The sequence below is a fragment of the Kingella pumchi genome (assembly GCF_022288825.1).
GTDB lineage: Bacteria > Pseudomonadota > Gammaproteobacteria > Burkholderiales > Neisseriaceae > Kingella_D > Kingella_D pumchi.
Genome location: NZ_JAKOOW010000022.1, coordinates 1 through 24,338 on the forward strand (window position 1 = coordinate 1; position 24,338 = coordinate 24,338).

The window sequence follows — 24,338 nt, forward strand, 5'->3', positions numbered from 1 at the left end:
TTTCAGGCTGCTTTGGACTTTCAGGCTGCTTTGGACTTTCAGGCTGCTTTGGACTTTCAGGCTGCTTTGATACTTTCAGCCGGCAGTTCGGCGATTTCCATGCCCATCTGTGCCATCAGCCGGTAGAGGGTGCGGTAGTTTTCGCCGTCAAAGGGGGGCAGGGCGGGGCAGACGGCGGTGATGCGGGTGCGCGGGAAGGCGTGGACGTTAAGTGCGGCGCTGCTGGCCAGGTGGTAGATTTCAAAACGGTTTTCAGGTTGCGCGGCCAATTCCTGCAGCAGGTAGTCTTCGAAAATCAGCGGGCTGTCGATGTAGTCGGCGCCGGCCACGCGGTAGTGTTCGCGCGGGTGGGGGAAGTAGCGGCCGATATCAAAGCGGCGCAGCAGGGTGTCGGCGAGAGTGATATTGGCAGCGGCGTCGGCAAAGGTGGGCTGGCCGAGCAGGATGCGGATGGTTTGGCTGCTGCCGGCGGGGGTTTCAGGCTGCCTGAAGCCGTCGGCGCTTTGCCACAAATCAAGGGGCACGGTGGGGGCGGCGATATTGGGCAGGCCGGGGTAGAGAGTGTGGTGGCGGCAGGAGAGACGGCGCAGCTCTTCGGTTTGCAGGCGGATGCGGCGCAGGAAGTTGAACAGGCGCCGCTGCGGGTTGCGGCTGTTGTGGTAGAGAATGCTGCTGGGGATCAGGTTGCCGCTGCCGTCGTCGAAGGTTTCGAGTGTATCGAAGGCGAGTTTGTTCAGCGGGTATTGGACGTGGGGGTTGTCGATGCTGGCGGCAAAAACGGTGCGGTAGTGTTTGTCCAGGCCGTCGAGCAGGCGCGGCATGGCCAACTCGCGCCGCCATTTTTGCGGGGGAATCAGCACATAGCGGGCGCGGCGGCAATGGGCGGCGGCAGCCTGAAAATAATGGTGGAATTTGGCGTTGTCGGCTTCTTTGTAGCAGAGCATCAAGAGATCGAAAGACTCGTGCGGCCGCCCGCGGATCAGGTGGCGGGCAATCAGCGCCTGCAGCGGGGTCATGCAGATTATCAGCTTGGCCGGATTCATTTCAGGCTGCCTTGGGCGTGTTTTTTCACGCAGTAATAAAGGATGGGCAATACGGCGGCGTTGCCGCTGATCATCGCCAGCGGCATCCATTGGATGCCGCGGGTATCGGCGGCGAGCAGCACCAGCAGATACACGCCGGCCGAAAGCAGGGAAACGGTGGCGATGCGGCGGTTTTGCGCGTGGTAAAACAGATAATTGACCAGCAGGTAATAGGGCAGGGTGAGCGCAAAACCGACTAAAAACAGGCACACATAGCGGCGAATGCCTTCGTAGCCGGCACCCAGCAGCCAGACAAACCACGTCTCAGGCACACAGTAGGCGGCCAGCGCCGGCAGCGCGGCGGCGGGCAGCGTCCACAGCGCCCAACGGCAGACGTCGGCAGCGCTGATGCGGCCGCTTTTGAGCGCCTGATAGTAGTAGGGCACGGTGGCTTTGTTGAGCGCCATCAACAGCAGCCCCAGCACCGATGCGGTTTGGTAGCCGGCGGAATACACGCCCAGCAGCGCCGCCGGATGGCTTTGGTAGATCCAAAAGCGGTCGGCCTGGCCTTTGATGTAGTTGCCGGCGTGGTGCAGCACCAGCGGCAGGCCGAAGGACAAAATATAGCCCAAGCCCTGCCGCAGCCGGCGCAGGCTGAAACGGCGACGGTTGTCGCGGCGAAACAGCAGCCAGCCGGACAGCGATACTATTGAGCAGCCCAGCGCGATGGCGGCAAAGCGTTTTTCCACCGCAAAGGCGGTGGAGATTTCGAGCAACAGCACCGTCAGCGCCGCCACCAGCACGCCGGCAGCCAGCTGCAGCGCGGTATAGGCCAAAGGCTGCTTGCGGCACTGGCGCAGGCTCATCTGGGTGGAGAGCAGGGTTTGCGCGCCGGCGGCCAGCACGGTAAAGGCCAGTATCGGCGAATGCCACAGCCATGCCGCCGCCAGCCCGACCAGCGTGGCGGCGGCGGTGTAGCAGTAGCCGGCCGCCACCACATTGGGCAGGTTGCGACGGCCGTAAAGGTAGAAATAACGGGTAACCGCGCCGTCCTGGCTCATGCTGGAAGCAATCAGCAGCAGCGAGAATATCGTCAGCCAATACGACAGCTCGCCGAAACCCGCCGGCCCGAGACGTCGGGTCAGGTAGGGAATCAGCATAAAGGGCAGCGCTTTGGCAAACAGCTCGCCCGCCAGATAAATCAGGCTGTCTTTCAGAATTTTCATCGGATTGCCGGCAAAGCAGCCTGAAAAACGTTTTCAGGCTGCCTTTGTGGTTTTTTTGGGGAGCAGCACGCTTTCAGGCTGCCTGCTTCAGGCCGGGTGTTTTTGACTGCCGTACCAGGCAACGATGCGCTCGGCGGCTTCGACGCAGCGCTCGATTTCATCAACCAGCGCGATGCGCACATAGCCGGCACCCGGGTTGCCCTGCGGCGTGTCGCGGGCGAAAAAGCGACCGGGTAGCACCAGCACGCCGGTGTCACGGTACAGGTTTTGCGTGAAGGCCAAATCGTCGCCGCCGGGGATGCGCAGCCAGATGTAAAACGAAGCCTGCGGCAGGGAAACTTCAAACTGCCGGCGCAGCACCGGCAGCACGCGGTCGAATTTTTCGCGGTACAGACGGCGGTTGGCGGCAACGTGTTCTTCGTCGCTCCACGCGACGATGCTGGCGTGCTGCACCGGCAGGCTCATGGCGCTGCCGTGGTAGGTGCGGTAGAGCAGAAAGGGCGCGATCAGTTTGGCGTCACCGGCAACGAAACCCGAGCGCAGGCCGGGCAGGTTGGAGCGTTTGGACAGGCTGGTAAAGGTTATTAAGTTGTCGAAACCGCGCCCCGCTTCGGCGGCGGCCTGCAGGCAGCCGACGGGTTTTTTGCCGTCGAAATAGATTTCCGAATAACACTCGTCGGCGGCGATTACAAAGCCGTAGCGCGCCTGCCGCTCAAAGAGTGCGAGCCAGTCTTCGTGCTGCATCACGCTGCCGCTGGGGTTGTCGGGCGAGCAGACGAACACCAGCTTGCAGCGGCGCCATTGCTCTTCCGATACGCTGTCCCAGTCGGGCAGAAAATCGGGCGCGCGGTTGTTGGCGTAAACGATTTCGCCGCCGGCCAAGAGCGTCGCCCCTTCGTAAATCTGATAGAAGGGATTGGGCGACACCACCACCGGTTTTTCGTCCGCCGCCGGCTCGAGCAGCGACTGCACAAAGGAAAACAGCGCTTCGCGGCTGCCGAGTACCGGCAGGATTTCGCTGTCGGGGCTGACGGCCAAGCCGTCGTAGCGGCGCGCGAGCCAGTCGGCACAGGCCTGGCGCAGCTCGGGCAGGCCGGCGGTAAGCGGGTATTTGGACAGGCCGTCGAGCGAGCGGCTGAGCGCTTCGAGCACAAAGGGCGGCGCGGGATGTTTCGGTTCGCCGATATACAGCGGGATTTCGCTGAGATCTGCCGGCGGCGTGATGCCGGCAACCGCCTGGCGCAGGCGGGCGAAGGGATAGGCTTGGAGCAGGTTAAGACGGCTGTTCATGGTGCTTGGACGGAAGTTGGGAAAAGGCGGCGATTCTAGCACGGCTGCCGGCCGGACGCGGCAGGCAGCCTGAAAGCGAAAGGGGCGGGATAGGCGGTTTGGGGCGCGGAAAAGTTTTCAGGCTGCCTGAAAACGGGTTTCCAAAGCAGCCTGAAAAGGGATTCAGCGTTCCTGAACCATGCGGATGATGTCGTCGGCCAGCGCGGCGCCGGCCTGGCGGTAGCCCTGGGCGGAGAAGTGGACGCCGTCGCGCGCGCCGAGATTCTGCCCCATCCAGTTTTTCATGCTGCAGTTGCCGCCCATTGCGGTCTGCCACGACCAATACAGCAGGCCTTCGCTTTCGGCAATGCGCTGCTGCATCTGCTGCACCTGGTCGAGCATGGCCGGGCGCTGGCCGCAGCTGCCGGCGGTGCTTTTGAGCGATTCGGGCGCGCCGATCACCATAATGCCGGCATTGGGCAGGGTTTTGCGGATGCGGGCGATGATGTCGTGCCACTGCTGCTCGGTTTGGGCAAGGTCGAGTTTGGGGTTGAAGGCTTCGTTGGTGCCGTAGGCGAGAACCACCAGATCGGCGCGGGTGGCGGCGAGATCCTGCTCCCAGCCGGCGCGCCAGCGGCTGCTTTGCGCCAGCTGCGAGCCGTTGATGCCGAGCGCGGAATAGACGATGCCCGGCTGGCGGTTTTCGATGCCGATCAGGCCGATTTCCCACAAATCGCTGCCGCCGGCACTGAGCGTGAGCGGCAGGCTGGCGCTGAAGTTGCTGTATTGCCAGATCGGGCTGCCTGAAAGCGGGGAAACGGCTTCGGTGCGGCCGCTGCCGGTGGTAACGGATAGCGGGTTGTCGGCCAGCAGCGGCTTGATCATCAGGGTGATGTCCTGCTCGCCGCCGCTCGGGGTGCGTTCGGACAGGGTCAGGCTGCCCTGGCCGTTGGAGCGCACCAGGGCGCCGCCGAGCGGGAAGTCGGCCTGTTCTTTACGGCTGCTGAGCGTTTGCCAGCCGCCGCCCTGATAGCTGACCAGGGCGCTGCGCTGGCCGTTGAGGTTGTTGGGGAACACCCAGCCGATGCCGCCGTCGCCCCAGCGCTGCTGCAGGCGGCTGCGGACTTCGTGGCTGAAGTAGTCGCCGGCGGTGTGGGAGTCGCCCAGCTGGATGATGCGGAATTTGACTTTGGCGCCCTGGTCGAGCTTGTGCCATTTTTCCAGCCAGTGCTGGCGGTCGCTGTAGGCGGGGGCGCTTTTGCTGCGCGCGGGTGCGGCGGATTTGGCCGCGGCATCCTGCGGTTTTTTGGCGCGGGCGGCGGGATGGTAATTGACGATGGTGGCGGGGGTGTCGGCCGCTTGGGCGGCGGCTTCGCCTTTGTGGCAGGCGCTCAGCTGCAGCGCGGCCAGCAGCAAAAAGAGCGAGGAGTGCGGGAAAAGGTTTTTCGATGCTTTCATAATCGGATACTGCCGCTGTTTTCAGGCAGCCTGAAAGGCTTTCAGGCTGCCTGAAAACATTGCGGGTCAGGGTTGGGCGCCGTTGTTGCCGGTAAAGGCGATGTGGCGCTCGATGTAGGCGGCCAGACGCTGTTGGCCGGGAATGGTGAAGTGGATGCCGTCTTTGCTGCGCATGCGCACGTTGCGTCCGTCGAGGCTGATGCTGTCGCGGTAGGCGCTGCGCCCGCCGAGCAGCTCGTCGGTGGGCAGCCACAGGGCGCGGCCGGAGAGTTCGCTGGCCAGCACGCGGTCGAGATAGCGGGTCTGGTCGTTGAGCTTGTTGGGCTTCATCAGCGGAATGCCCAGCCAAATCAGGCGCACGTGGCGTTCTTCGGCAGCATCGGCGATGCGGCGGATGCGGCTGCGGTACACGGCTTCCCATTCGGGGCTTTTGAAACGCAGGTAGCCGCTGCGTTTTTTCTCGGGGTCGGGGAAGTCCCACGGGTCGTTGGGGCCCAAGAATACCACCAACAGGCGGATGTCCGGCTGTTCTTTTAAATTCTTTTCGATTACCGCCGGCCAATCGAAAAAGCCGGGGTAGGAGAGGCCGGTGCTTTGTTTGCTCAAGTCGATCGACTCGACGCCGTAGCGCGCGTGCAGCGATTTGCGCACATGCGGTGCCACGCCCTGCATCAGCGAGTCGCCGGCGAAAAAGACTTTGTCGCCGGGCTTGAGGGTTACGGTGGCGGACTGCGGGTCTTCAGGCTGCTTTTCGCTTTGCTTCTGCTCTTGCGCCTGCGGGGCAGAAGCAGACTGTCCGGCCGTTTCGGTTTTGCGTATGACCGCGGGCAGGCCGGAGGCGGCATCGTCGTCAAGCGGCGGGAAGGCGGACGGATACTGCGGCGGCGCGTCGCTGCCGGCATCGGCAAGGGGCGTGTTGTCGGCGGCGGGGAACTGCTGCTGCCAGCGGCCGTTTTGGCTGTCGATCCATTCGAGCAGGCCGCGGTAGCCGTCGTTGGCTTCGTTCTGCAGCTGCGCGCCGCGCTGCCACCACGGGTAGGCGTCGAGTTTTTCCAGCGGGCTGCTGCGGTGGAAAGTCTGCTGCCAGTAGGCATTGACCGACTGCTGGCTGAACCACAGGGTCAGCACGGCGGCGGCCAGCAGGCTGCAGTAAAGCGGTAGGAAACGGAAGCGGCGGGCAGACTGAAAGCCGGCGGGCGCCGCGGCTTGTTCAGGCTGTTTTTGGTTTTCAGGCTGCTGCTCGGTTTGCTGTTCAGACTGTTTTTCAGGCTGCTTTTCAGGCTGTTTTTGGTTTTCAGGCTGCTTGCCGTTTTGCGGATCAGAAGTTTGCATAAATAAATCCCGGAATGCCGGACGGCGCCAGCACCATCAGTAAGACCATCGCCGCGGTCAGCGGCAGCCACCACAGCCATACCGGCAGTTTTTCCAGCGCGGCGGCGGCGCATCGGAAAACGCGTGCCAGCAGGCCGTAGGCGGCAAGCGCTGCGGCAAACAGCACCAGCAGCGCCGCCACCGGCAGCTCAGGCATCCGCCAGCCGGCGCCTTGTCCGGCCAGCGATTGGAATACCAGCGCGGCATCGCTAAGGCTGGCGGTGCGGAACACCACAAAGCTGAAGCAGACGAAATGCAGGGTAAACAGGATGCCGATCAGACGAGCGATGCGGCTGGCGGCAAGGATTTCGCGGCGGCCGCCGATTTTGTCGCCGATATTGAGCAGCACCAGCGCCGCGCCGTGCAGCGCGCCCCACAGCAAAAAGTTCCAGCCCTGGCCGTGCCAGATGCCCGAGAGCAGCATCGCCAGCATCAGGTTGATCTGGGTGCGGGTGAAGCCGTGGCGGCTGCCGCCCAGCGGAATGTAGATGTAGTCGCGTATCCAGGTGGACAGGGTGATGTGCCAGCGGTCCCAAAAATCGCGGATATTGTAGGCGCGCAGCGGCATATTGAAGTTTTCAGGCAGCCTGAAACCGAGCAGCATCGCCATGCCGATTACCAGGTCGCTGTAGCCGGAAAAGTCCATAAACAGCTGCACGGTGTAGCCGTACACCGCCGCCAGCACCGAGGGCGCGTCGTATTGCAGCGGGTTTTCAAAAACCGGATCGACCCAGCTTTCGCCCAGCGTGCCGGCCAGCCACCATTTTTTGGCAATGCCCAGCACAATCAGCGATACCGCCAGCGCCGGTTTCACCATATCGCGCGGCGCGGCGGTGCAGATTTGCTCGGCCATGCCCGCTTCCAGGCGGCCGCCGCTGCCTTTGAAGGCGGCGGCGCGGATAATCGGGCCGGAAGTGATGGTGGGAAAGAAGCCGAAGTGCAGCAGCTGCTGCAGGGTGCCCAGCCGCGGACTCTCGCCGCGATAGAGTGCGACGAGATAGGCGATGCCCTGAAAGGTGTAGTAAGAGATGCCCAGCGGCATCAGGATGTCCGGCAGCGTGCTGCCGCTGTGCTGCTGCAGCAGCGGGCGGAAAAAGTCGGAGAATTTGAAAAATACCAGATTGGCCAGCGCCAGCACCACGCCCGTGCCCAGCCACCAGCGGCGGGCGGCGGTCGAGCGGCTGCGGGTCAGCAGCTGCGCCAGCAGCGAAACGGCCAGCGAAAACGCCGCCAGCGCCAGCGCCGCCAGCGGGGCGATATAAACCAGCCAGCCCAAGCCGGCGGCCAGCAGCAGCAGGTTTTGCAGGCGCGGCGACGGCCGGCACAGCCAATAAAGCGGCAGAAACAGCAGAAAAAACAGCGCAAATTCGATAGATAAAAAGGGCATGATGGATGCGGTAATCGGTTGGGTGCGGCAGGCAGCCTGAAAAGAGCGGCGCTCGTGCAGACTGCCTGCGGCGGGGTGTGTTATTGGAGTTTTCAGGCTGCCTATCCGGCGGCGGATGCCTGGCGCATCAGGGCAGCGCCGCGCCGTTTTCAGGCTGCTTTTTGCCCTGGCGCGAACGCGAGCGCAAAAGGCGGCGATTGTAGCTTAAGCCTTATGCGGCGGGTATGGTTTTGATGCGCCGCCTTTGAATCGGCAGCGGTTTTTGTTGCCGCGCGCCGCCAGCGGCGCGGGCGGTTGTTTGGGGGCACTATCGGGCTGGGAATTTTCAGGCTGCCGCTTCGGTTTGCAGCGCCGATACTTTGATTTCCACCTTCCATTCGCTCTTGGCCAAACGCGCTTCGACGCAGGCGCGGGCGGGCGTGGCGGCGGGATCGACCCATGCGTCCCACGCTGCGTTCATTGCCGCGTAGTCGGCCATATCGGCCAGATAGATGGTGGCTTCGAGAATATGCCGTTTGTCCGAGCCGCATTGGGCGAGCCAGTGGTCGATTTGGCGCAGCACGTCGGCAGTTTGCGCTTGCGCGCCGGCGCTTTCGTTTTCCGGCACCATGCCGGAGAGAAACACCAAACCTTTGGCGCATACGGCTTCAGACAGGCGCGCACCGGCGCCCAAACGGGTAATCGGGGAAGTCATCGCGGTTTCCTTGGTATCAAAGCATTCAGGCAGCCTGAAAGCAGCCTGAAAAAAGACGGCATTGTAACCCAGCGGCCGCGCTTTTTGCCGCGCGCCAAAGTAAAAAAAGCAGCCTGAAACGCGGTGGGATCTGCGTTTCAGGCTGCCTGTCGTTCAAGCCTGCCTTTTTGCTCTTTGCAGGCAGCCTGAAACGGTTTTCAGGCTGCCGCAGGCGGCTTTCAGCGGCGTTTACCACTGATACAGCGCACCGGCGCCGGCACCGACGCGGCCTTTGGTATTGACCGAGAAGTTGCCTTTGAAAATCCAGTTGCCGCCGTCGGTCATCGCCGAGGCGCCAACGGCAATCGCCGATTGGCCGCCGTAATAGCCGGTGCCGACACCCAGACCGAAGGCGCTGGGGCGGGTAACCTGCGGAATCGAGCCCTGGGCGATGGCGCCCGCTACGCCGGCATTGGCTTTGTCGCCGACTTTACCGATTTTGTCGTCCAGCTGCTGGATGTACTGGTTGTTGGCCTGGTTGATATTGCCGAGCCGGTTTTCCAGCGCCTGCAGCTGGCTGACATTTACTGCATCGTCGGCATCGGTGCCGGCGGCGACGTCGGTGATTTTGTTGCCGCCGTTGTTCAGGCCTTTATCGGTAAGGCTGACCGCGTTGCTGCCGTTTGCCGGCGTGATGGTAACGCCGTTGCCCTTGGTAACGGTTTGGTTGCCGGCAGCGTCTTTCACCGTTACCTGGCTGAACTCAACCTGGTCTTTGGTGGCGATGCTGACTTTGCCGCCGCTTTGGCTGATGCTGATGTTTTTGCCGGCGTCGATGGTAACGGTTTTGCCGGGATTGACCAGCTCGTTCGAGGTGCCGGAAACGGCGCCGCCGGCCGAAGCGCTGGTGGTCAGGGTAAAGCCGGAACCATTGATGGCTCTGGCGATGTCACCGGCGGTAACCAGTTTGCCTGCATCGGTGGCGGCCGGCGCGGCGATGCTGCCGTTGGTGGCGGGGGCAAGCGTGGTGGTATTGGCTTTCAGGCTGCCGTCGGCGGCTTTGGTGATGGTGGTGCCGTCGGTTTTGACTGCCAAGTCATACACGGTTGCGCCCGCGGCGTTGGTGCCCGGAGTTACGCTCACGCTGCCGTCGCTGGATTTGACTTCGGTTTTGGCGGCGGCGATGTTGCTGTTGATATTGTTCAACGCGGTGTGCAGCTGTCCGCCGTTAATCGCATCTTTGCTGTTCGCTGCGATAGTGCCGTCTGCCACGTTGGTGATTTTCTTGCTGCCTGCGTCAATACCTGTTTTGGTTACGCTGGGCCCGCCTGTGATGGTCAAACCGTTGGTATCCAGTTTGCTGTCGCCTGCGGTAACGCTGTTGACGGTCAAATCCTTTTTCAAGCCTACGGTAACGGTGCCGTCCGCGCTCACTTGGGTTTGGATATTGTCGCTGTCGTAATTGCTAAACGCACCGGTGCCGGTGCCTTTAATGGTCAGGGTTTCATCGGGCTTGATGGTTTTGTTGTCGGCGGTGATGCCGGCAGCGTCGCCGTTGGCGGCGATTTTGAAGCCTGCATTAGCCGCATTGGCGTTGTTATTGGCAGCCTGAATCGCTTCGTGGATGGTGTTTTTGCCGGTACCGCCGATATTGGTCATGGTCAGATTGCCATCGGCATCCATCGCCGCGTTGCCGCCAAGGATGTTTTTGGTGGTATTGCCGATGTTGCCGATTTTCTCTTGGGTGAGATACAGCTGGCTGCCGTTAATCGCATCGGTGCTGGTTTTGTTGATACGACCGGCGGCAACGTTGGTTACGGTGCGTTTCAGGCTGCCGTTGCCAACGCTGACGGTTGAAGTCGGAGCAGTTCCCGCGAAACCGCTGTAAGTAATGCCGTTTACGGTGGCACTGGTGGTGCCGACGGCGGTTTCGGTTTCAGAATCCGCTCCAAGCGCTACGGCGTTGTTGTGCTTGGCTTTGGCGCCTTTGCCCAAGGCCAGCGATGCGGTGTGGCTGGCTTGGCTTTGCTGACCGATGGCAACACCTTGAACGCCTGTTGCTTGGGCAGCACTCGCTGCTTGGGGTGCGCCGCCGATGGCAATCGTGCCAGACTCACTTGCCACGGTATTTTGCCCTGCGGCAAAGCCGTTTTGTCCTGCGGCATTCGCGGCTACGCCCAAGGCAATCGCTGCCACGCCTTCGGCTTTGGTGCGGTTGCCGACGGCAATGGAGTTGCCGCCGCTGGCGCGGGTGCGCTCGCCAATGGCAACGTTGTTGGTGGTGTTAACGGCAGCCGCGCCTGCACCTGTGCCGTTGGCGTGTGCGCCCATGGCGATATTGTGGTTGGCCTGAATGCCCTCTGCTGCGCCGGTGCCAATGCCGATGATGTTGTTGACATCTTTTGTGGCGCTGCCCGCATTGCGTACCGCGCCTTCGCCAATACCGATATTGCTGAAATTGCTGGTGTTAGCCGTGCCTGCACCCGCTTGCTTACCGATAAACACATCGGCACGACCAGCGGCGTTGGCGTTCCAACCCAAGGCGGTGGCATTCAGACCTGTGGCTTTGGAACCATCGCCCAGAGCGGTAGAAGCGTTGGTGGCACTGCTGTTTGCACCAACGGCAACCGCACCGTCATTAGTGGCATTGGCTTTGTAGCCTGCCGCAATGGAATTTTTGCCAGTAGCATTGGCTTGCGTACCAATAGCAACCGAATAGGCTTCTTTGGCGATGCTTCTATCGCCCACAGATAGCGATGAGATGCCAGAAGCAGTATTGCCTACGCCGAATGCGGCTGAGCGCTCAGCCTCGGCAATAGAAAGACGACCAATAGCAGCAGAGTTTACACCTTTGGCTTCGGAGCTTTGACCAAATGCTTGTGCACCTTGGGCGGTGGCTTTGCTGTTGTTGCCGATGGCGGTTGCGCCAGTAGCGCCAGCAGATATATTCACATTGTTGCCGACAGCCAATGATTCGTTACCCGCAGCGGTAACATCGCTACCTACTGCCACAGCGTTATTGCCGCTGGCAACGGCTTTCACGCCTGCTGCCAATGAATCTGAGCCCGTTGCGCCGTCGTTGGCGTAGTTGGTGCCTACGCCGGCTTGTCCGGATTTCACGCTGTAGTAATGGGTTTGCCCAGCTTGCAGCTGCCCGATTTTGTCGGCAACGGCATAAAGCTGGCTGCCGTTGATGGCATCGGTGCTGGTGGCGGTAATGCGACCGGCGGCAACATTGGTAATCGTGCGTTTCAGGCTGCCGTTGCCGACGCTGACGGTGGAATCGGGAGTAGTGCCGGCAAAGCCGTTGTAAGTGATGCCGCCGACGGTGGCGCTGGTGGTGGCAACGGCGGCATCGGTTGTAGAAGCCCTGCCCAGCGCAACTGCACCATCCTGACTGGCTTGGGCATCGTTACCTAGTGCTACTGTACCTTCGGCAGTGGCGCGGGAGCCTGTTCCGGCAGCCAGAGCGAATGTGGCGGCGGCTTGTGCGCCATTACCTACGGCAATGCTGTCAGCTTTTTGCGCCTGTGCGGAATTGCCTACTGCGGTGGCGCGTTCGCCGAGCGCGCGGCTGTTTTTACCATTGGCCAGCGCATCTATAGCGTTTGCTTGGGCATCGTTGCCGATGGCAATTGCGCCGTTTGCTTTGGCGCGAGAGGCGGAACCAAGCGCCACGGAATGTTCGCTATCGGCTTGTGCATCATGACCGAATGCGCTGGCGCTCACGCCTTTTGCCACAGCCTTATGGCCGTATGCACTGGCATCGGTTTGCGTGGCTTTGGCATCATTGCCGACGGCGACTGCGCTGTTGCCTGTGGTGCCTGCGCCCGAACCCATGGCAACTGCGCCGTCGCCATTGGCGTGTGCATCCAAGCCGACTGCGGTGGCGTATTGGGAATCGGCTTTTGAGCCTTTGCCCAGCGCGGTTGCGCTATCGGCGGTGGCTTTGGCGGAATTGCCCAGCGCAACGGTGTCTTTTTCATAAGCCACGCTGTCTGAACCAATGGCGATGGCATCGGCATCGGTGGTGGTTACTGTGCCCGATGTGCCTGCTTGGGCGTTTTTGCCGATGGCGATACCGTTTAATTTGCGTGCGTTGGCAGAGCTGCCCACAGCAAGAGAGTTGCTGCTGCCTGCTGATGCTTTGTAGCCTGCGGCAAGGGAAGTTGAGCCTGATGCGGAGGCGTTGCTGCCGATTGCCGCGCTGTTCCATGCGCTGGCGGCGGAAGTCATGCCAACGGCTAATGCGCCTGCTTCACTGGCTTTTGCACCTACGCCAATGGCAGTGGCTTGGCTCTCAGTAGCTTTTGCGCCGTCACCCAACGCGGTGGCAGATTGGCTGTTGGCTACGGTTCCTTGGCCGACGGCAGTTGATGTGGCTCCGCTGGCGTTGGAGTTGGTGCCGATGGAAATGGCATTTTTATTGGTGGCTTTGGCATTGGTACCGGCAGCGAAAGAGCTTTGTTCATCGGCTTTTGCGCCGGTGCCGATGGCGGTGGCGTCTTGTCCGTTGGCAGTAGCGGTAGTAACGGTGTCGCCTTTAAGGATAACGGAATTGGTGCCGGTGCCGTTTTCCACCGTTGCGGCAACGGCAGGAGTGCCGGCCAGCAGCAGGGCGACAGAGAGTGCGCTGAGACGGAAGCGCGGGGCGGCATTTTTCAGGCTGCCTGAACGGCCGCTGCTGCGTTTGCCGCAGGCGGCGGTGAGTTCGGAAACGGCAGTTGCCGTGCCGCTGGCGTGGTTCCAGATGGTTTTGTAGATACGGTTCATTTTCAGATTTCCTTTTGGTTTTGAATGTAATAGGTTGTCCGGCTGCGTATTTTTCATTTTCAGGCTGCCTGAAAAAAGCCTTCCTAAAAGAAGGCACGGCAGTACGGGCGGAAAAATTCGGCGCGGATTATACGGAATTTTTGACGGCTTGATTTGGTAATAGCGAATTTCAATCAGGTGTTTTGTGCTGTCGGGGTGGTGTTAGCGACGCGGAGAAACTATAAGCAAAGCCGGTGCCGATTATCGGGATTTAAAAATGTTTAACCTTATGAAAAACGTTTGCTTTTGCGTTTCAGGCTGCCTGAAAGCCCCGTTTGAAGGGTTTTCAGGCAGCCTGAAAGTTTGGAGAAAAAGGCTTACAGCGAGTAGTACATCTCAAATTCCAGCGGGTGCGGTGCCATGCGGATGCGGCGTACGTCTTCTTCTTTAAAGGCGAGGTAGCTGTCGATCCAGTCTTGGCTGAACACGCCGCCGCGCAGCAGGAATTCGTGGTCGGCTTTGAGTGCGGCGAGCGCTTCTTCCAGCGAGGCGCAGACGGTGGGCACCAGCGCGTCTTCTTCGGGCGGCAAATCGTACAGGTTTTTGTCGGCCGGATCGCCGGGGTGGATTTTGTTTTGGATGCCGTCCAAGCCGGCCATCAGCAGCGCGGCGAAGGCCAGATAGGGGTTGGCCGTCGGGTCGGGGAAACGCGCTTCGATGCGGCGGGCTTTGCTGCTGCCCACCGACGGGATACGGATGGAAGCGGAGCGGTTGCGCGCCGAGTAGGCCAGTTTGACCGGCGCTTCAAAGTGTGGCACCAGGCGTTTGTAGGAATTGGTGGAGGGGTTGGTGATGGCGTTGAGCGCTTTGGCGTGTTTGATGATGCCGCCGATGTAGTAGAGCGCGGTGTCGGACAGCCCTGCGTAGCCGTCGCCGGCAAACAGGTTTTGGCCGTCTTTCCAGATAGACTGGTGCACGTGCATGCCGCTGCCGTTGTCGCCCATCAGCGGTTTGGGCATAAAGGTGGCGGTTTTGCCGAAGTTGTGCGCGGTGTTCCAAATCACGTATTTCATGTCCTGCGTCCAGTCGGCGCGGCGCACCAAGGTATTGAACTTGGTGCCGATTTCCATCTGGCTGCCGGTGCCGACTTCGGCATGGTGCACTTCCACGGGGATGCCGATTTCGGTCAGGATATTGACCATTGCCGAGCGCAGATCCTGCCCCGCGTCGATGGGGGCGACGGGCGCGTAGCCGCCTTTAACTACGGGGCGGTGGCCGGTGTTTTGGCCGTCCTGATGCAGGCCGCTGCTCCAAGCGCCGCTCTCGGAAGTGATTTCAAAACGGGTTTTGTGCATGGCGGTTTCAAATTCGACGCCGTCAAACACGAAAAATTCGGGTTCGGGGCCGAAATAGGCGGTGTCGCCGATGCCGGTGGATTTCAGATAGGCTTCGGCACGGCGGGCGATGGAGCGCGGGTCGCGGCCGTAGCCCTGGCCGTCGGCGGGGTCGATCACATCGCAGGTAAAGACCACGGTGGCATCGTCGAAAAAGGGATCGACAAAGGCGGTGGCCGGATCGGGGCGCAGCTGCATGTCGGAGGCCTGAATGCCTTTCCAGCCGCCGATCGAAGAGCCGTCAAACGGCTGGCCGTTTTCAAACCATTCTTCGGGGTCTTCCAGCACCACGGCGGCAGGCACGGTGAAATGGTGCTGCTTGCCTTTGGTATCGGTAAAACGCAGATCGACAAAGCGGGCTTCGCTGTCTTCAATCAGTTGGACGGCGTGGTGGACGGACATAAAGTTCCCCTAATCGGTATTGTTTTTCGGATACGGTGCGGCGCGCGAAACGCCGCGCAAATTGTGCCACACTCGGGCGACGATGGGAAACGGGCAAACGCGCCAACAGGCAGCCTGAAACTTTCAGGCTGCCTGTTTGGTTGGCGCTAATGCACTGTTTTAAATCTTGAAAAATGAAAAAACGGCAAGATTCGGAAATCTTGCCGTTTTTAGTTTAGCTGGCGGAGTAGGAGGGATTCGAACCCTCGATACAGGTTGACCCCGTATGCCTCCTTAGCAGGGAGGTGCCTTCAGCCTCTCAGCCACTACTCCGTGAGTTGGAAGCGGCGGATTATAGGTATCGGCGCTGGGTTTGTCAAACAAAGGACGGCGCGGGTGAAGTTTGTCGCGCATTTTGTTAAGAAAATTTTGGCGGTGTTGATTTTGGAATGGGGCAGGGTGCGGGCGGGCGCCGGCAAATAAGGCAGCCTGAAAACGGAAAAACAGCCCCGGCAGCCATGTTTCAGGCTGCGTTTTTTCAGGCTGCCTGCTTTACCATGCGGGCGGAAGGCTGCGATAATCGGCGCCTTTCTCCCCAATACCTACTGCAAGGAATCATTATGGCTTCGCAAACGGCAAACGCCCTCCGCTTCCTCTCTATGGATATGGTCCAACAAGCCAATTCCGGCCACCCCGGCGCGCCGATGGGCATGGCCGATATGGCCGACGTGCTGTGGCGCGGTTTTCTGCGCCACAACCCCGCCAATCCCAAGTTTGCCAACCGCGACCGCTTCGTGCTCTCCAACGGCCACGCTTCGGCGCTTTTATACAGCCTGCTGCATCTCTCTGGTTACAACTTATCCGTTGACGATCTGAAAAACTTCCGCCAGCTGCACAGCAAAACCCCCGGTCATCCCGAATACGGCTACACCGACGGCGTCGAAACCACCACCGGCCCGTTGGGGCAGGGCATTGCCAACGCCGTGGGCATGGCGTTGGCGGAAAAAATCCTTGCCGAAGAGTTTAATAAAGACGGCCTGAACATCGTCGATCACCACACCTATGTTTTTCTCGGCGACGGCTGCCTGATGGAAGGCATCTCCCACGAAGCCTGCTCGCTGGCCGGCACGCTGGGGCTGGGCAAACTGATTGTGCTGTACGACGACAACAATATCTCCATCGACGGCAAAGTGGACGGCTGGTTCAGCGAAAACATCCCCGAGCGCTTCGCCGCCTACGGCTGGCACGTCGTGCCCAATGTCGACGGCCACGACGCCCAAGCCCTTCAGGCTGCCATCGCAACCGCCCGCGCCGAAAGCGGCAAGCCTTCGATCATCTGCTGCAAAACCCTGATCGGCAAAGGCGCCGCCAGCAAGGAAGGCAGCCACAAAACCCACGGCGCGCCGCTGGGTGCCGACGAAATCGCCGCCACGCGCAAACATCTGGGCTGGAAGCACGGCGCCTTCGAAATCCCGCAAGACATCTACAACGCTTGGGACGCCAAAGCTCAAGGCGCCGCGCTCGAAGCCGAGTGGAACGCCCTGTTTGCCGAGTACCGCAGCCGATATCCCGCCGAAGCTGCCGAGTTTGAGCGCCGCATGGCCGGCAGGCTGCCTGAAAACTTCGATGCCGCCGTTCAGGCTGCCTTGGAAACCGTCTGCGCCAAAGCCGAAAAAATCGCCACCCGCAAAGCCAGTCAAAACAGCATCGAAATCCTGGCCGGCCTGCTGCCCGAGCTGGTGGGCGGCTCCGCCGACCTGACCCCGTCCAACCTGACCGACTGGCCGTGCAGCGTTGCCGTAACCAAGCAGCACGGCGGCAACTACGTCCACTACGGCGTGCGCGAGTTCGGCATGACCGCCATCGTCAACGGCATGACGCTGCACGGCGGCCTGCGCCCCTTCGGCGCCACTTTCCTGATGTTCAGCGAATACGCCCGCAACGCCCTGCGCATGGCGGCGCTGATGAAAATCCCGTCGGTTTCCGTGTTCACCCACGATTCCATCGGGCTGGGCGAAGACGGCCCCACCCACCAGCCCGTCGAGCAAACCGCCAGCCTGCGCCTGATTCCGAATATGGACGTTTGGCGCCCCTGCGACACCGCCGAATCGCTGGTCGCCTGGAGCGAAGCGGTTAAGGCCGACCGCCCCAGCAGCCTGATTTTCAGCCGCCAAAACCTGCCATTCGTGCCGCGCAGCGCCCAAGCGCTGGAGAACATCAAACGCGGCGGCTACACCGTTTGCGCCGTCGAAAACCCGCAGGCCGTGATTATCGCCACCGGTTCCGAAGTCGAACTGGCGCTGGCGGCGCAAAAACAACTGGCAGCGGAAGGCATCGCCGTCAACGTCGTTTCCATGCCCAGCACCAATGTGTTCGACCGCCAAGACGCCGCCTACCGCGCCGCCGTGCTGCCTGCCGCCCTGCCCAAAGTCGCCGTGGAAGCCGGCGTGTCCGACGGCTGGTACAAATATGTCGGCTCAAGCGGCAAAGTAATCGGCATTGACCGCTTCGGCGAATCCGCCCCCGCCGGCGAACTGTTCAAACTGTTCGGCTTCACCGCCGACAATGTCGCCGCCGCCGTCAAATCGGTGCTGTAACGCCGCTTAAGCCAAAGGCAGCCTGAAAACGCCATCCCGCTTTCAGGCTGCCTTAATCCCACCAACGGGCAGCCTGAAAACACAACAAACGCCGTCATTCCCGCGCAGGCGGGAATCCTGCTTGGCATTCGAAAATAATTTAAGAAACATAATGTTGTTAAAGTCCAACCAAGATTCCCACCTGCGCGGGAATGACGGGGCTTAATGGATTTGGCGTTTGACAAAAGTTTCAGGCAGCCTGAAACCCGTCTTTCATTTTCAATCAGGCAGCCTGAAAACCGCGAAACACCGTTTTCAGGCTGCCTGCCCATCAGGACAAACATGACCACCATCGCCCAATGGCTTGCCGCCTGCCCGCTGCCGAAAAACGAAGCGCGGATGCTGCTGCAGCACCAAACCGGTTTCAGCCGCAGCCAGCTGATTACCCGCGACGGCGACGCGCTTCCCGCCGCCGATTCGGCCGCGCTCGATGCGCTGGCTGCGCGGCGGCTGGCGGGCGAGCCGATGGCCTATATACTCGGCCGCCGCGAATTTTACGGCCGCGAGTTTGCCGTTTCGCCCGCCGTGCTGATTCCGCGCCCCGAAACCGAGCACCTGCTGGAAGCCGCTTTGCAGGTGCTGCCCGAAGGCGGCAGCCTGTGGGATTTGGGCACCGGCAGCGGCATCATCGCCGTCAGCGCCAAGCTCGAGCGCCCCGACGCCCGCGTGCGCGCGTCCGATATCAGCGCCGAAGCCTTGGCAATGGCGCGGCGTAACGCCCGCACACTCGGCGCCGATATCGAATGGGCGCAGGGTTCGTGGTTTGATGCCGTCCCTGCCGCCGACAGCCCTTTCAGGCTGCCTGAAAACGAAAAATTCGACGTCATCGTTTCCAATCCGCCCTATATCGAAGCCGGCGACGCCCATCTGGCCGCAGGCGATCTGCGCTTCGAGCCGCAGGGCGCGCTCACCGATTTTGCCGACGGCCTAAGCTGCATCCGCGCCATCGCCGCCGGTGCCTGCCAACATCTGAAAAGCGGCGGTCGGCTGCTGTTCGAGCACGGCTACAACCAGGGCGCTGCCGTGCGCGAAATCCTAGCCGCCGCCGGTTTCACCGACATCGCCACCCAAACCGATCTGGCCGGACTGGATCGGGTAACGTCTGCACAGGCAGCCTGAAAGCCAAAGCAGCCTGAAACCAAAGGCAGCCTGAAAGCCAATAAACGCCGTCATTTTCATAAGCGCCGTCATTAGCTTACGCAAGTCCGCTGCGCTCCCCCCGCGCAGACGGGAATCTTGCCGAAATCCAAGCAATCGTTTGTTTTTCTAAGTATTGCTAAATAGCCACCAAGATTCCCGCCTACGCGGGAGCGACATTCAGGCAGCCTGAAAACTTTTCAGGCTGCCTGCCGGTTCAAACCCAAACAAAAGGAACCCCCATGCCCCTGCGCCCCTTCCAAAACCGCCTGCCCGCACTGGCAGCCGACGTCTATATCGACCCGCAGGCCGTCGTGATCGGCGATGTCAGCCTGGCCGAAGGCGCCAGCGTCTGGCCGCTGGCCGTGCTGCGCGGCGACGTCAATTCCATCCGCATCGGCCGCCGCAGCAATATCCAAGACTTGAGCATGCTGCACGTTTCCCACAAAACCGACGCCAAACCCGCAGGCTCGCCGCTGCTTATCGGCGACGACGTAACCGTCGGCCACCGCGTAACCCTGCACGGCTGCACCGTCGGCAGCCGCGTGCTGGTGGGAATGGACAGCACCGTGCTCGACGATGCCGTAATCGAAGACGACGTCATCATCGGCGCCGGCAGCCTTGTCCCCCCGCGCAAACGGCTCGAGAGCGGCTATCTCTACATGGGCAGCCCCGCCAAAGCCGTGCGCCCGCTCACCGACGCCGAAAAAGAACACCTGTGCTACTCCGCCGCCCACTACGTCCGCCTGGCCGCGCAGTATCTGGCCGAAGCCCGCAGCTGAGGCAGCCTGAAAACCGTTTGCCCCGAAAAAGGAAATGCCATGAAAGACTTAGTTGCCCGCATGAAAGTCCAGCTTGACGCGCTGGTGAAAGAATATCCGGCCGTCGCCGCAGAGTTGGAACTCTCGTTTGAGCTGAACGCAGGCGCCAGCGAAGCGGATTTCGCCGAACTGGAACAAACACTTGGCTACGCGCTGCCCGAAGAGTTTAAAGAACTCTACCGCGTTGCCAACGGCGAAACCGACATCGGCGCCGTGTTTGCAGGCGAGGAGTGGTTGAGCATCGAGCGCATCATCGACGAATACGATATTTGGCAAGCGTTGCACGCAGACGGCAGCTTCCAAAACGACGACGGCAGCGATTTCGGCTGCCAGCCCGAAGACGTCGGCATCAAGCCCGATTTTTGGTGGAACCCCAAATGGATTCCGCTGACGGCAGACGGCGGCGGCAACAGCAAAATGATCGATCTCGACCCCGCCGAACAGGGCAGGGCGGGGCAAATCATCCAAATGTGGCACGACGATGCCGCACGCGAAAAAGAAGCCGCTTCCTTGCGCGAATTTCTGCAAAACTATGTGCGCGATTTGGAAGCGGGTTTGTATGTTTTGGATGCTGAGTTCGGCTTGATTTTGCAATCCGAATTGGACGAGATGCAAAACTGATCCCGCCTGCACGGTGCCGCCCGTCAAAAAGCAGCCTGAAAAACCATTGCGGCTTTTCAGGCTGCTTTGCTTTTTATTCCGATATAGGTTTCAGGCTGCCTGAAAGCCGCCCGATGCTTTCAGCCAGCCTGAAAAACGGAAAAATGCTAGAATCCGCCGTTTTCCCTTTTTGCATCAGGCAGCCTGAAAATGTCTAAAAACACACACAAACCCGCCCACGCCCACGACACCATCCGCATCCGCGGCGCGCGCACGCATAATTTGAAAAACGTCGATTTGGACATTCCGCGCCACAAGCTGGTGGTGGTAACGGGGCTGTCGGGCAGCGGCAAGTCGTCGCTGGCGTTTGACACGCTGTATGCAGAAGGGCAGCGGCGTTATGTAGAGAGCTTGTCCGCCTATGCGCGGCAGTTTTTGCAGATGATGGACAAACCCGATGTCGATTTGATCGAAGGCCTGTCGCCCGCGATTTCCATCGAGCAGAAATCCACCAGCCACAATCCGCGTTCCACCGTCGGCACGGTAACGGAAATCCATGATTACCTGCGCCTTTTGTACGCCCGCGTCGGCACGCCGTATTGCCCCGAACACAATCTGCCGCTGTCGAGCCAGACCGTATCGCAGATGGTCGATGCCGTATTGAAGCTGCCGGAAGACACGCGCGTGATGATTCTGGCGCCGGCGGTGCGCGAGCGTAAGGGCGAGTTTGTCGATTTCTTTGCCGATTTGCAGGCGCAGGGTTTTGCACGGGTGCGCGTGGACGGCGAAGTGTACAGTTTGGACGAAGTGCCGAAACTGGAAAAAAACATCAAGCACAATATCGACGTGGTCATCGACCGCGTGAAAGTGAAGGCGGACATCAAGCAGCGGCTGGCGGAAAGTTTTGAAACCGCGCTGCGCCACGGCAACGAGCGCGCGCTGGCGATGGAAATGGACAGCGGCGAAGAGCATTGGTTTTCCGCGCGGTTTGCCTGCCCCGTGTGTTCGTACAGCCTGCCCGAATTAGAGCCTCGCCTTTTTTCGTTCAACAATCCGATGGGTTCCTGCCCGACTTGCGATGGCTTGGGCAACACCAATTTCTTCGACCCCGAAAAAGTAGTCGCCCATCCCGAATTGTCGCTGGCAACAGGCGCGATTGACGGCTGGGACAAGCGCAACCAGTTCTATTTCCAAATGATTCAGTCGCTGGCGCGGCATTATGGTTTCGATGTGCAGGCTGCTTGGGAAACGCTACCTGAAAAAGTCAAAAAAGTCGTGCTACACGGCTCAGGCAAAGAAGTCATTGATTTTACTTACCTGTCCGAACGCGGCACCACCTTCAGCCGCAGCCACGCCTTTGAAGGCATCATTCCCAATCTCGAACGCCGCTACCGCGAAACCGACAGCGAAACCGTGCGAGAAAAACTGCGCGAATACCAAAACCACCGCGCCTGCCCGAGCTGCGGCGGCGCACGTTTGCGCAAAGAAGCACGCTACGTTTACGTCAGCGGCGAACCCTTGCACGAAGTCTCCGCCTGGCCGCTGACCAAAACCCACCAATTCTTTGAAACGCTGGATTTGGACGGCAACAAAAAACAAATCGCCGAAAAAATCCTCAAAGAAATCACCGAGCGGCTCGGCTTCCTGATTAACGTCGGGCTGGATTACCTGAATTTAAGCCGCTCCGCCGAAACCCTTTCCGGCGGCGAAGCCCAGCGCATCCGCCTCGCCAGCCAAATCGGCAGCGGCCTGACCGGCGTGATGTACGTTTTGGACGAACCCTCCATCGGCCTGCACCAGCGCGACAACGACCGCCTGCTCGCCACCCTCAAACGCCTGCGCGATTTGGGCAACAGCGTGATTGTGGTCGAACACGACGAAGACGCCATCCGCGAAGCCGATTTCGTCGTCGATATGGGCCCAGGCGCGGGCGAACACGGCGGCAACGTACTGATTGCCGACACACCCGAAAACGTTGCTAAATGCGAAAAATCCGTTACCGGACAATACCTCAGCGGAAAAAAAACCATTGCTGTGCCGACTGAACGCACGCCCGTCAATCCCGACCGAATGCTCGTCCTCAAAGGCGCGCGCGGCAACAACCTTAAAAACGTAACCCTCGAACTACCGCTCGGTTTGATTACCTGTATCACCGGCGTATCCGGCAGCGGCAAGTCCACCCTGATTAACGACACCCTCGCCAAAATCACCGCCCGCGAACTCAACCGCGCCCAAGAAGAACCCGCCCCATACGACGACATCCGCGGCCTCGAACACCTCGACAAAGTCATCAACGTCGACCAATCCCCCATCGGCCGTACCCCTCGCTCCAACCCCGCCACCTACACCGGCCTGTTCACCCCCATCCGCGAACTCTTCGCCGGCGTACCCCTCTCGCGCGAACGCGGCTACAACGTCGGCAGATTCTCCTTCAACGTCAAAGGCGGCCGCTGCGAAGCCTGCCAAGGCGACGGCGTCATCAAAGTCGAAATGCACTTCCTGCCCGACGTGTACGTCCCCTGCGAAGTCTGCCACGGCAAACGCTACAACCGCGAAACCCTCGAAATCCAATACAAAGGCAAAAACATCAGCCAAGTCCTCGACATGACCATCGAAGAAGCCCGCGAATTTTTCGACGCCGTCCCCACCGTATCGCGCAAACTGCAAACCCTGATGGACGTAGGCCTAGGCTACATCCGCCTCGGCCAGTCCGCCACCACCCTCTCCGGCGGCGAAGCCCAACGCGTCAAACTCGCCTTGGAACTCTCCAAACGCGACACCGGCCGCACGCTCTATATATTGGACGAACCTACCACCGGCCTGCACTTCGCCGACATTGCCCTGCTGCTGGAAGTCATAGGCCGTCTGAAAGGCAAAGGCAACTCGATAGTGATTATCGAGCATAATCTGGACGTGATTAAAACCGCGGATTGGATTGTGGACTTAGGGCCCGAGGGGGGCGATGGTGGAGGGAGGATTATTGCTTCAGGTAGCCCTGAAGAAGTAGCGAAGGTGAAGGGGAGTTATACTGGGAAGTATTTGAAGAATGTTATTAATATCTGACACTTGATAATTTTAAGCTTGCTTTTGGAGTATCATGAAAAATTTAAAACAAATTTTTAACTATTCCTTCCCAATATTGGTAGCTGTTATTGGTTTTTCATCAAGTATAGTTAGTCTTTTTATTGATTTAAATATGAAGGTATCTATAAGATGGGTAATATTTTTAATCGTAATATCTTTAACTTTAATTTGCGCACTTGGTAAATATATTTTTGAACTATTAAAAAAACAGAGTAAACCAGCAATGGAAAATCCAATAAGCTGCATGAAAGCAAATGAGATGGGTAATGATGAAGTAATATTTTTAATCAGAAATAATGAGAATTTTAAATATAATATATTTGTTGCTGGATACGGCAAAAGAAATCAATTAGACACCTTATTATTTGTTGGTTTTGTAGAAAATGCTCAAGAAAAAATGCTACAGATTCGGGTAAATACTTGGATGCAGGAAGTTGATCTATTTGATTTACAAGGAAATATTAAGCAAGAAATATTATCATCTATTGAAATTAGACCTGTAATTCCTAAACAAGCTATCGATTTTTTAACTAATAATGGAGGCTATTAAAATGTCTAACAACCGATATTTTGCTCAAATTGTTGATATTATAGATAACCTTAATGTTGTGATGAATGCTGGAGAGAATAGGGGAGTAAAAATTGGAAATCAATTTCTTATTGTAGGTATTGGTAAGGAAATCTTTGATCCAGATACGGAAGAGTCCCTAGGATTTGTAGAAATTATCAAGGGAAATGTAAAAGTAGTGCATGTACAAGAAAAAATGGCAACACTTCAATCCACTGATTTAATTAAGAAGCCAGATGTTAGAGAAATTACAAAAGTAAGCAAATTACACGAAGGACGTGATGCGCTAACAAGAATACTTGGCAATCTCTCTCCAAGCCAGACGACAACAGAAATAATTAAACCTCAAGAAGCAAATTTAAAAGCATTAAATAATGTTGAAATTGGAGATAAAATTATTTTAATTAAATAAGCAAACCGTAGCTTACATACCCAACTGACCGCGTGCGTGGCTTCGTCACACACTCTACCTGTGAATTACGCGGAACTTCGTAGCAACTGTATTTTTCACCCCGTCGGGCAAAAATACCAAAACTCAAATCAAGCCGTTTGGATACCA

At 59.1% G+C, this 24,338-nt stretch carries 16 protein-coding genes and 1 tRNA gene; 7 read left to right on the forward strand and 10 right to left on the reverse strand.

What is annotated here, in order from left to right; genetic code table 11:
* Nucleotides 1-56: 56 nt before the first annotated feature.
* From MB824_RS05060 to MB824_RS05105, 10 genes are all read right to left on the reverse strand, one after another.
* Nucleotides 57-1,043, reverse strand: a complete 987-nt coding sequence (locus MB824_RS05060) for a glycosyltransferase family 52 (protein ID WP_238746496.1) — start codon at nt 1,041-1,043, stop codon at nt 57-59.
* Nucleotides 1,040-2,248, reverse strand: coding sequence for a lipopolysaccharide biosynthesis protein (locus MB824_RS05065; RefSeq protein WP_238746497.1), 1,209 nt, complete (start codon nt 2,246-2,248; stop codon nt 1,040-1,042). Before MB824_RS05065 ends, MB824_RS05060 begins: the two co-directional genes overlap by 4 nt.
* A gap of 87 nt (nt 2,249-2,335) precedes the next feature.
* Nucleotides 2,336-3,538 (reverse strand): succinyldiaminopimelate transaminase, encoded by a 1,203-nt coding sequence (gene dapC / locus MB824_RS05070; RefSeq protein WP_238746498.1) that lies wholly within the window; start codon nt 3,536-3,538, stop codon nt 2,336-2,338.
* Between the two features lie 162 nt (nt 3,539-3,700).
* Nucleotides 3,701-4,975 (reverse strand): SGNH/GDSL hydrolase family protein, encoded by a 1,275-nt coding sequence (locus MB824_RS05075; protein WP_238746499.1) that lies wholly within the window; start codon nt 4,973-4,975, stop codon nt 3,701-3,703.
* 66 nt (nt 4,976-5,041) lie between these two features.
* Complete coding sequence (locus MB824_RS05080) at nt 5,042-6,307, reverse strand: SGNH/GDSL hydrolase family protein (RefSeq protein WP_238746500.1); 1,266 nt, start codon at nt 6,305-6,307, stop codon at nt 5,042-5,044.
* Complete coding sequence (locus MB824_RS05085; protein WP_238746502.1) at nt 6,294-7,733, reverse strand: MBOAT family O-acyltransferase; 1,440 nt, start codon at nt 7,731-7,733, stop codon at nt 6,294-6,296. Before MB824_RS05085 ends, MB824_RS05080 begins: the two co-directional genes overlap by 14 nt.
* Nucleotides 7,734-8,058: 325 nt before the next feature.
* Entirely contained in the window at nt 8,059-8,427 is a 369-nt protein-coding gene (locus MB824_RS05090) for a RidA family protein (RefSeq protein ID WP_238746504.1), read from the reverse strand.
* Nucleotides 8,428-8,655: 228 nt separating this feature from the next.
* A complete protein-coding gene (locus tag MB824_RS05095) occupies nt 8,656-13,179 on the reverse strand; it encodes an ESPR-type extended signal peptide-containing protein (RefSeq protein WP_238746506.1) in 4,524 nt (1,507 codons plus the stop codon).
* A gap of 356 nt (nt 13,180-13,535) precedes the next feature.
* Complete coding sequence (glnA, locus tag MB824_RS05100) at nt 13,536-14,954, reverse strand: type I glutamate--ammonia ligase (RefSeq protein ID WP_238746508.1); 1,419 nt, start codon at nt 14,952-14,954, stop codon at nt 13,536-13,538.
* Nucleotides 14,955-15,173: 219 nt separating this feature from the next.
* Nucleotides 15,174-15,266, reverse strand: a tRNA-Ser gene (locus MB824_RS05105).
* Nucleotides 15,267-15,553: 287 nt separating this feature from the next.
* Here MB824_RS05105 and tkt point away from each other — a divergent pair.
* The 7 genes from tkt (at nt 15,554) to MB824_RS05140 (ending at nt 24,191) form a co-directional block, all read left to right on the forward strand.
* Entirely contained in the window at nt 15,554-17,530 is a 1,977-nt protein-coding gene (gene tkt / locus MB824_RS05110) for a transketolase (RefSeq protein WP_238746510.1), read from the forward strand.
* A 321-nt stretch (nt 17,531-17,851) separates the two neighbouring features.
* Complete coding sequence (gene prmC, locus MB824_RS05115) at nt 17,852-18,688, forward strand: peptide chain release factor N(5)-glutamine methyltransferase (protein ID WP_238746624.1); 837 nt, start codon at nt 17,852-17,854, stop codon at nt 18,686-18,688.
* Between the two features lie 260 nt (nt 18,689-18,948).
* Nucleotides 18,949-19,488: a gamma carbonic anhydrase family protein gene (locus tag MB824_RS05120; protein ID WP_238746512.1), complete on the forward strand. Its 540-nt coding sequence runs from the start codon at nt 18,949-18,951 to the stop codon at nt 19,486-19,488.
* A gap of 39 nt (nt 19,489-19,527) precedes the next feature.
* Nucleotides 19,528-20,148, forward strand: coding sequence for an SMI1/KNR4 family protein (locus MB824_RS05125; RefSeq protein ID WP_238746514.1), 621 nt, complete (start codon nt 19,528-19,530; stop codon nt 20,146-20,148).
* A gap of 189 nt (nt 20,149-20,337) precedes the next feature.
* Nucleotides 20,338-23,190, forward strand: a complete 2,853-nt coding sequence (gene uvrA, locus MB824_RS05130; protein WP_238746516.1) for an excinuclease ABC subunit UvrA — start codon at nt 20,338-20,340, stop codon at nt 23,188-23,190.
* A gap of 34 nt (nt 23,191-23,224) precedes the next feature.
* Nucleotides 23,225-23,761, forward strand: coding sequence for a hypothetical protein (locus MB824_RS05135; RefSeq protein ID WP_238746518.1), 537 nt, complete (start codon nt 23,225-23,227; stop codon nt 23,759-23,761).
* Between the two features lies 1 nt (nt 23,762).
* A complete protein-coding gene (locus tag MB824_RS05140; RefSeq protein ID WP_238746520.1) occupies nt 23,763-24,191 on the forward strand; it encodes a hypothetical protein in 429 nt (142 codons plus the stop codon).
* The last annotated feature ends 147 nt before the right edge of the window (nt 24,192-24,338 follow it).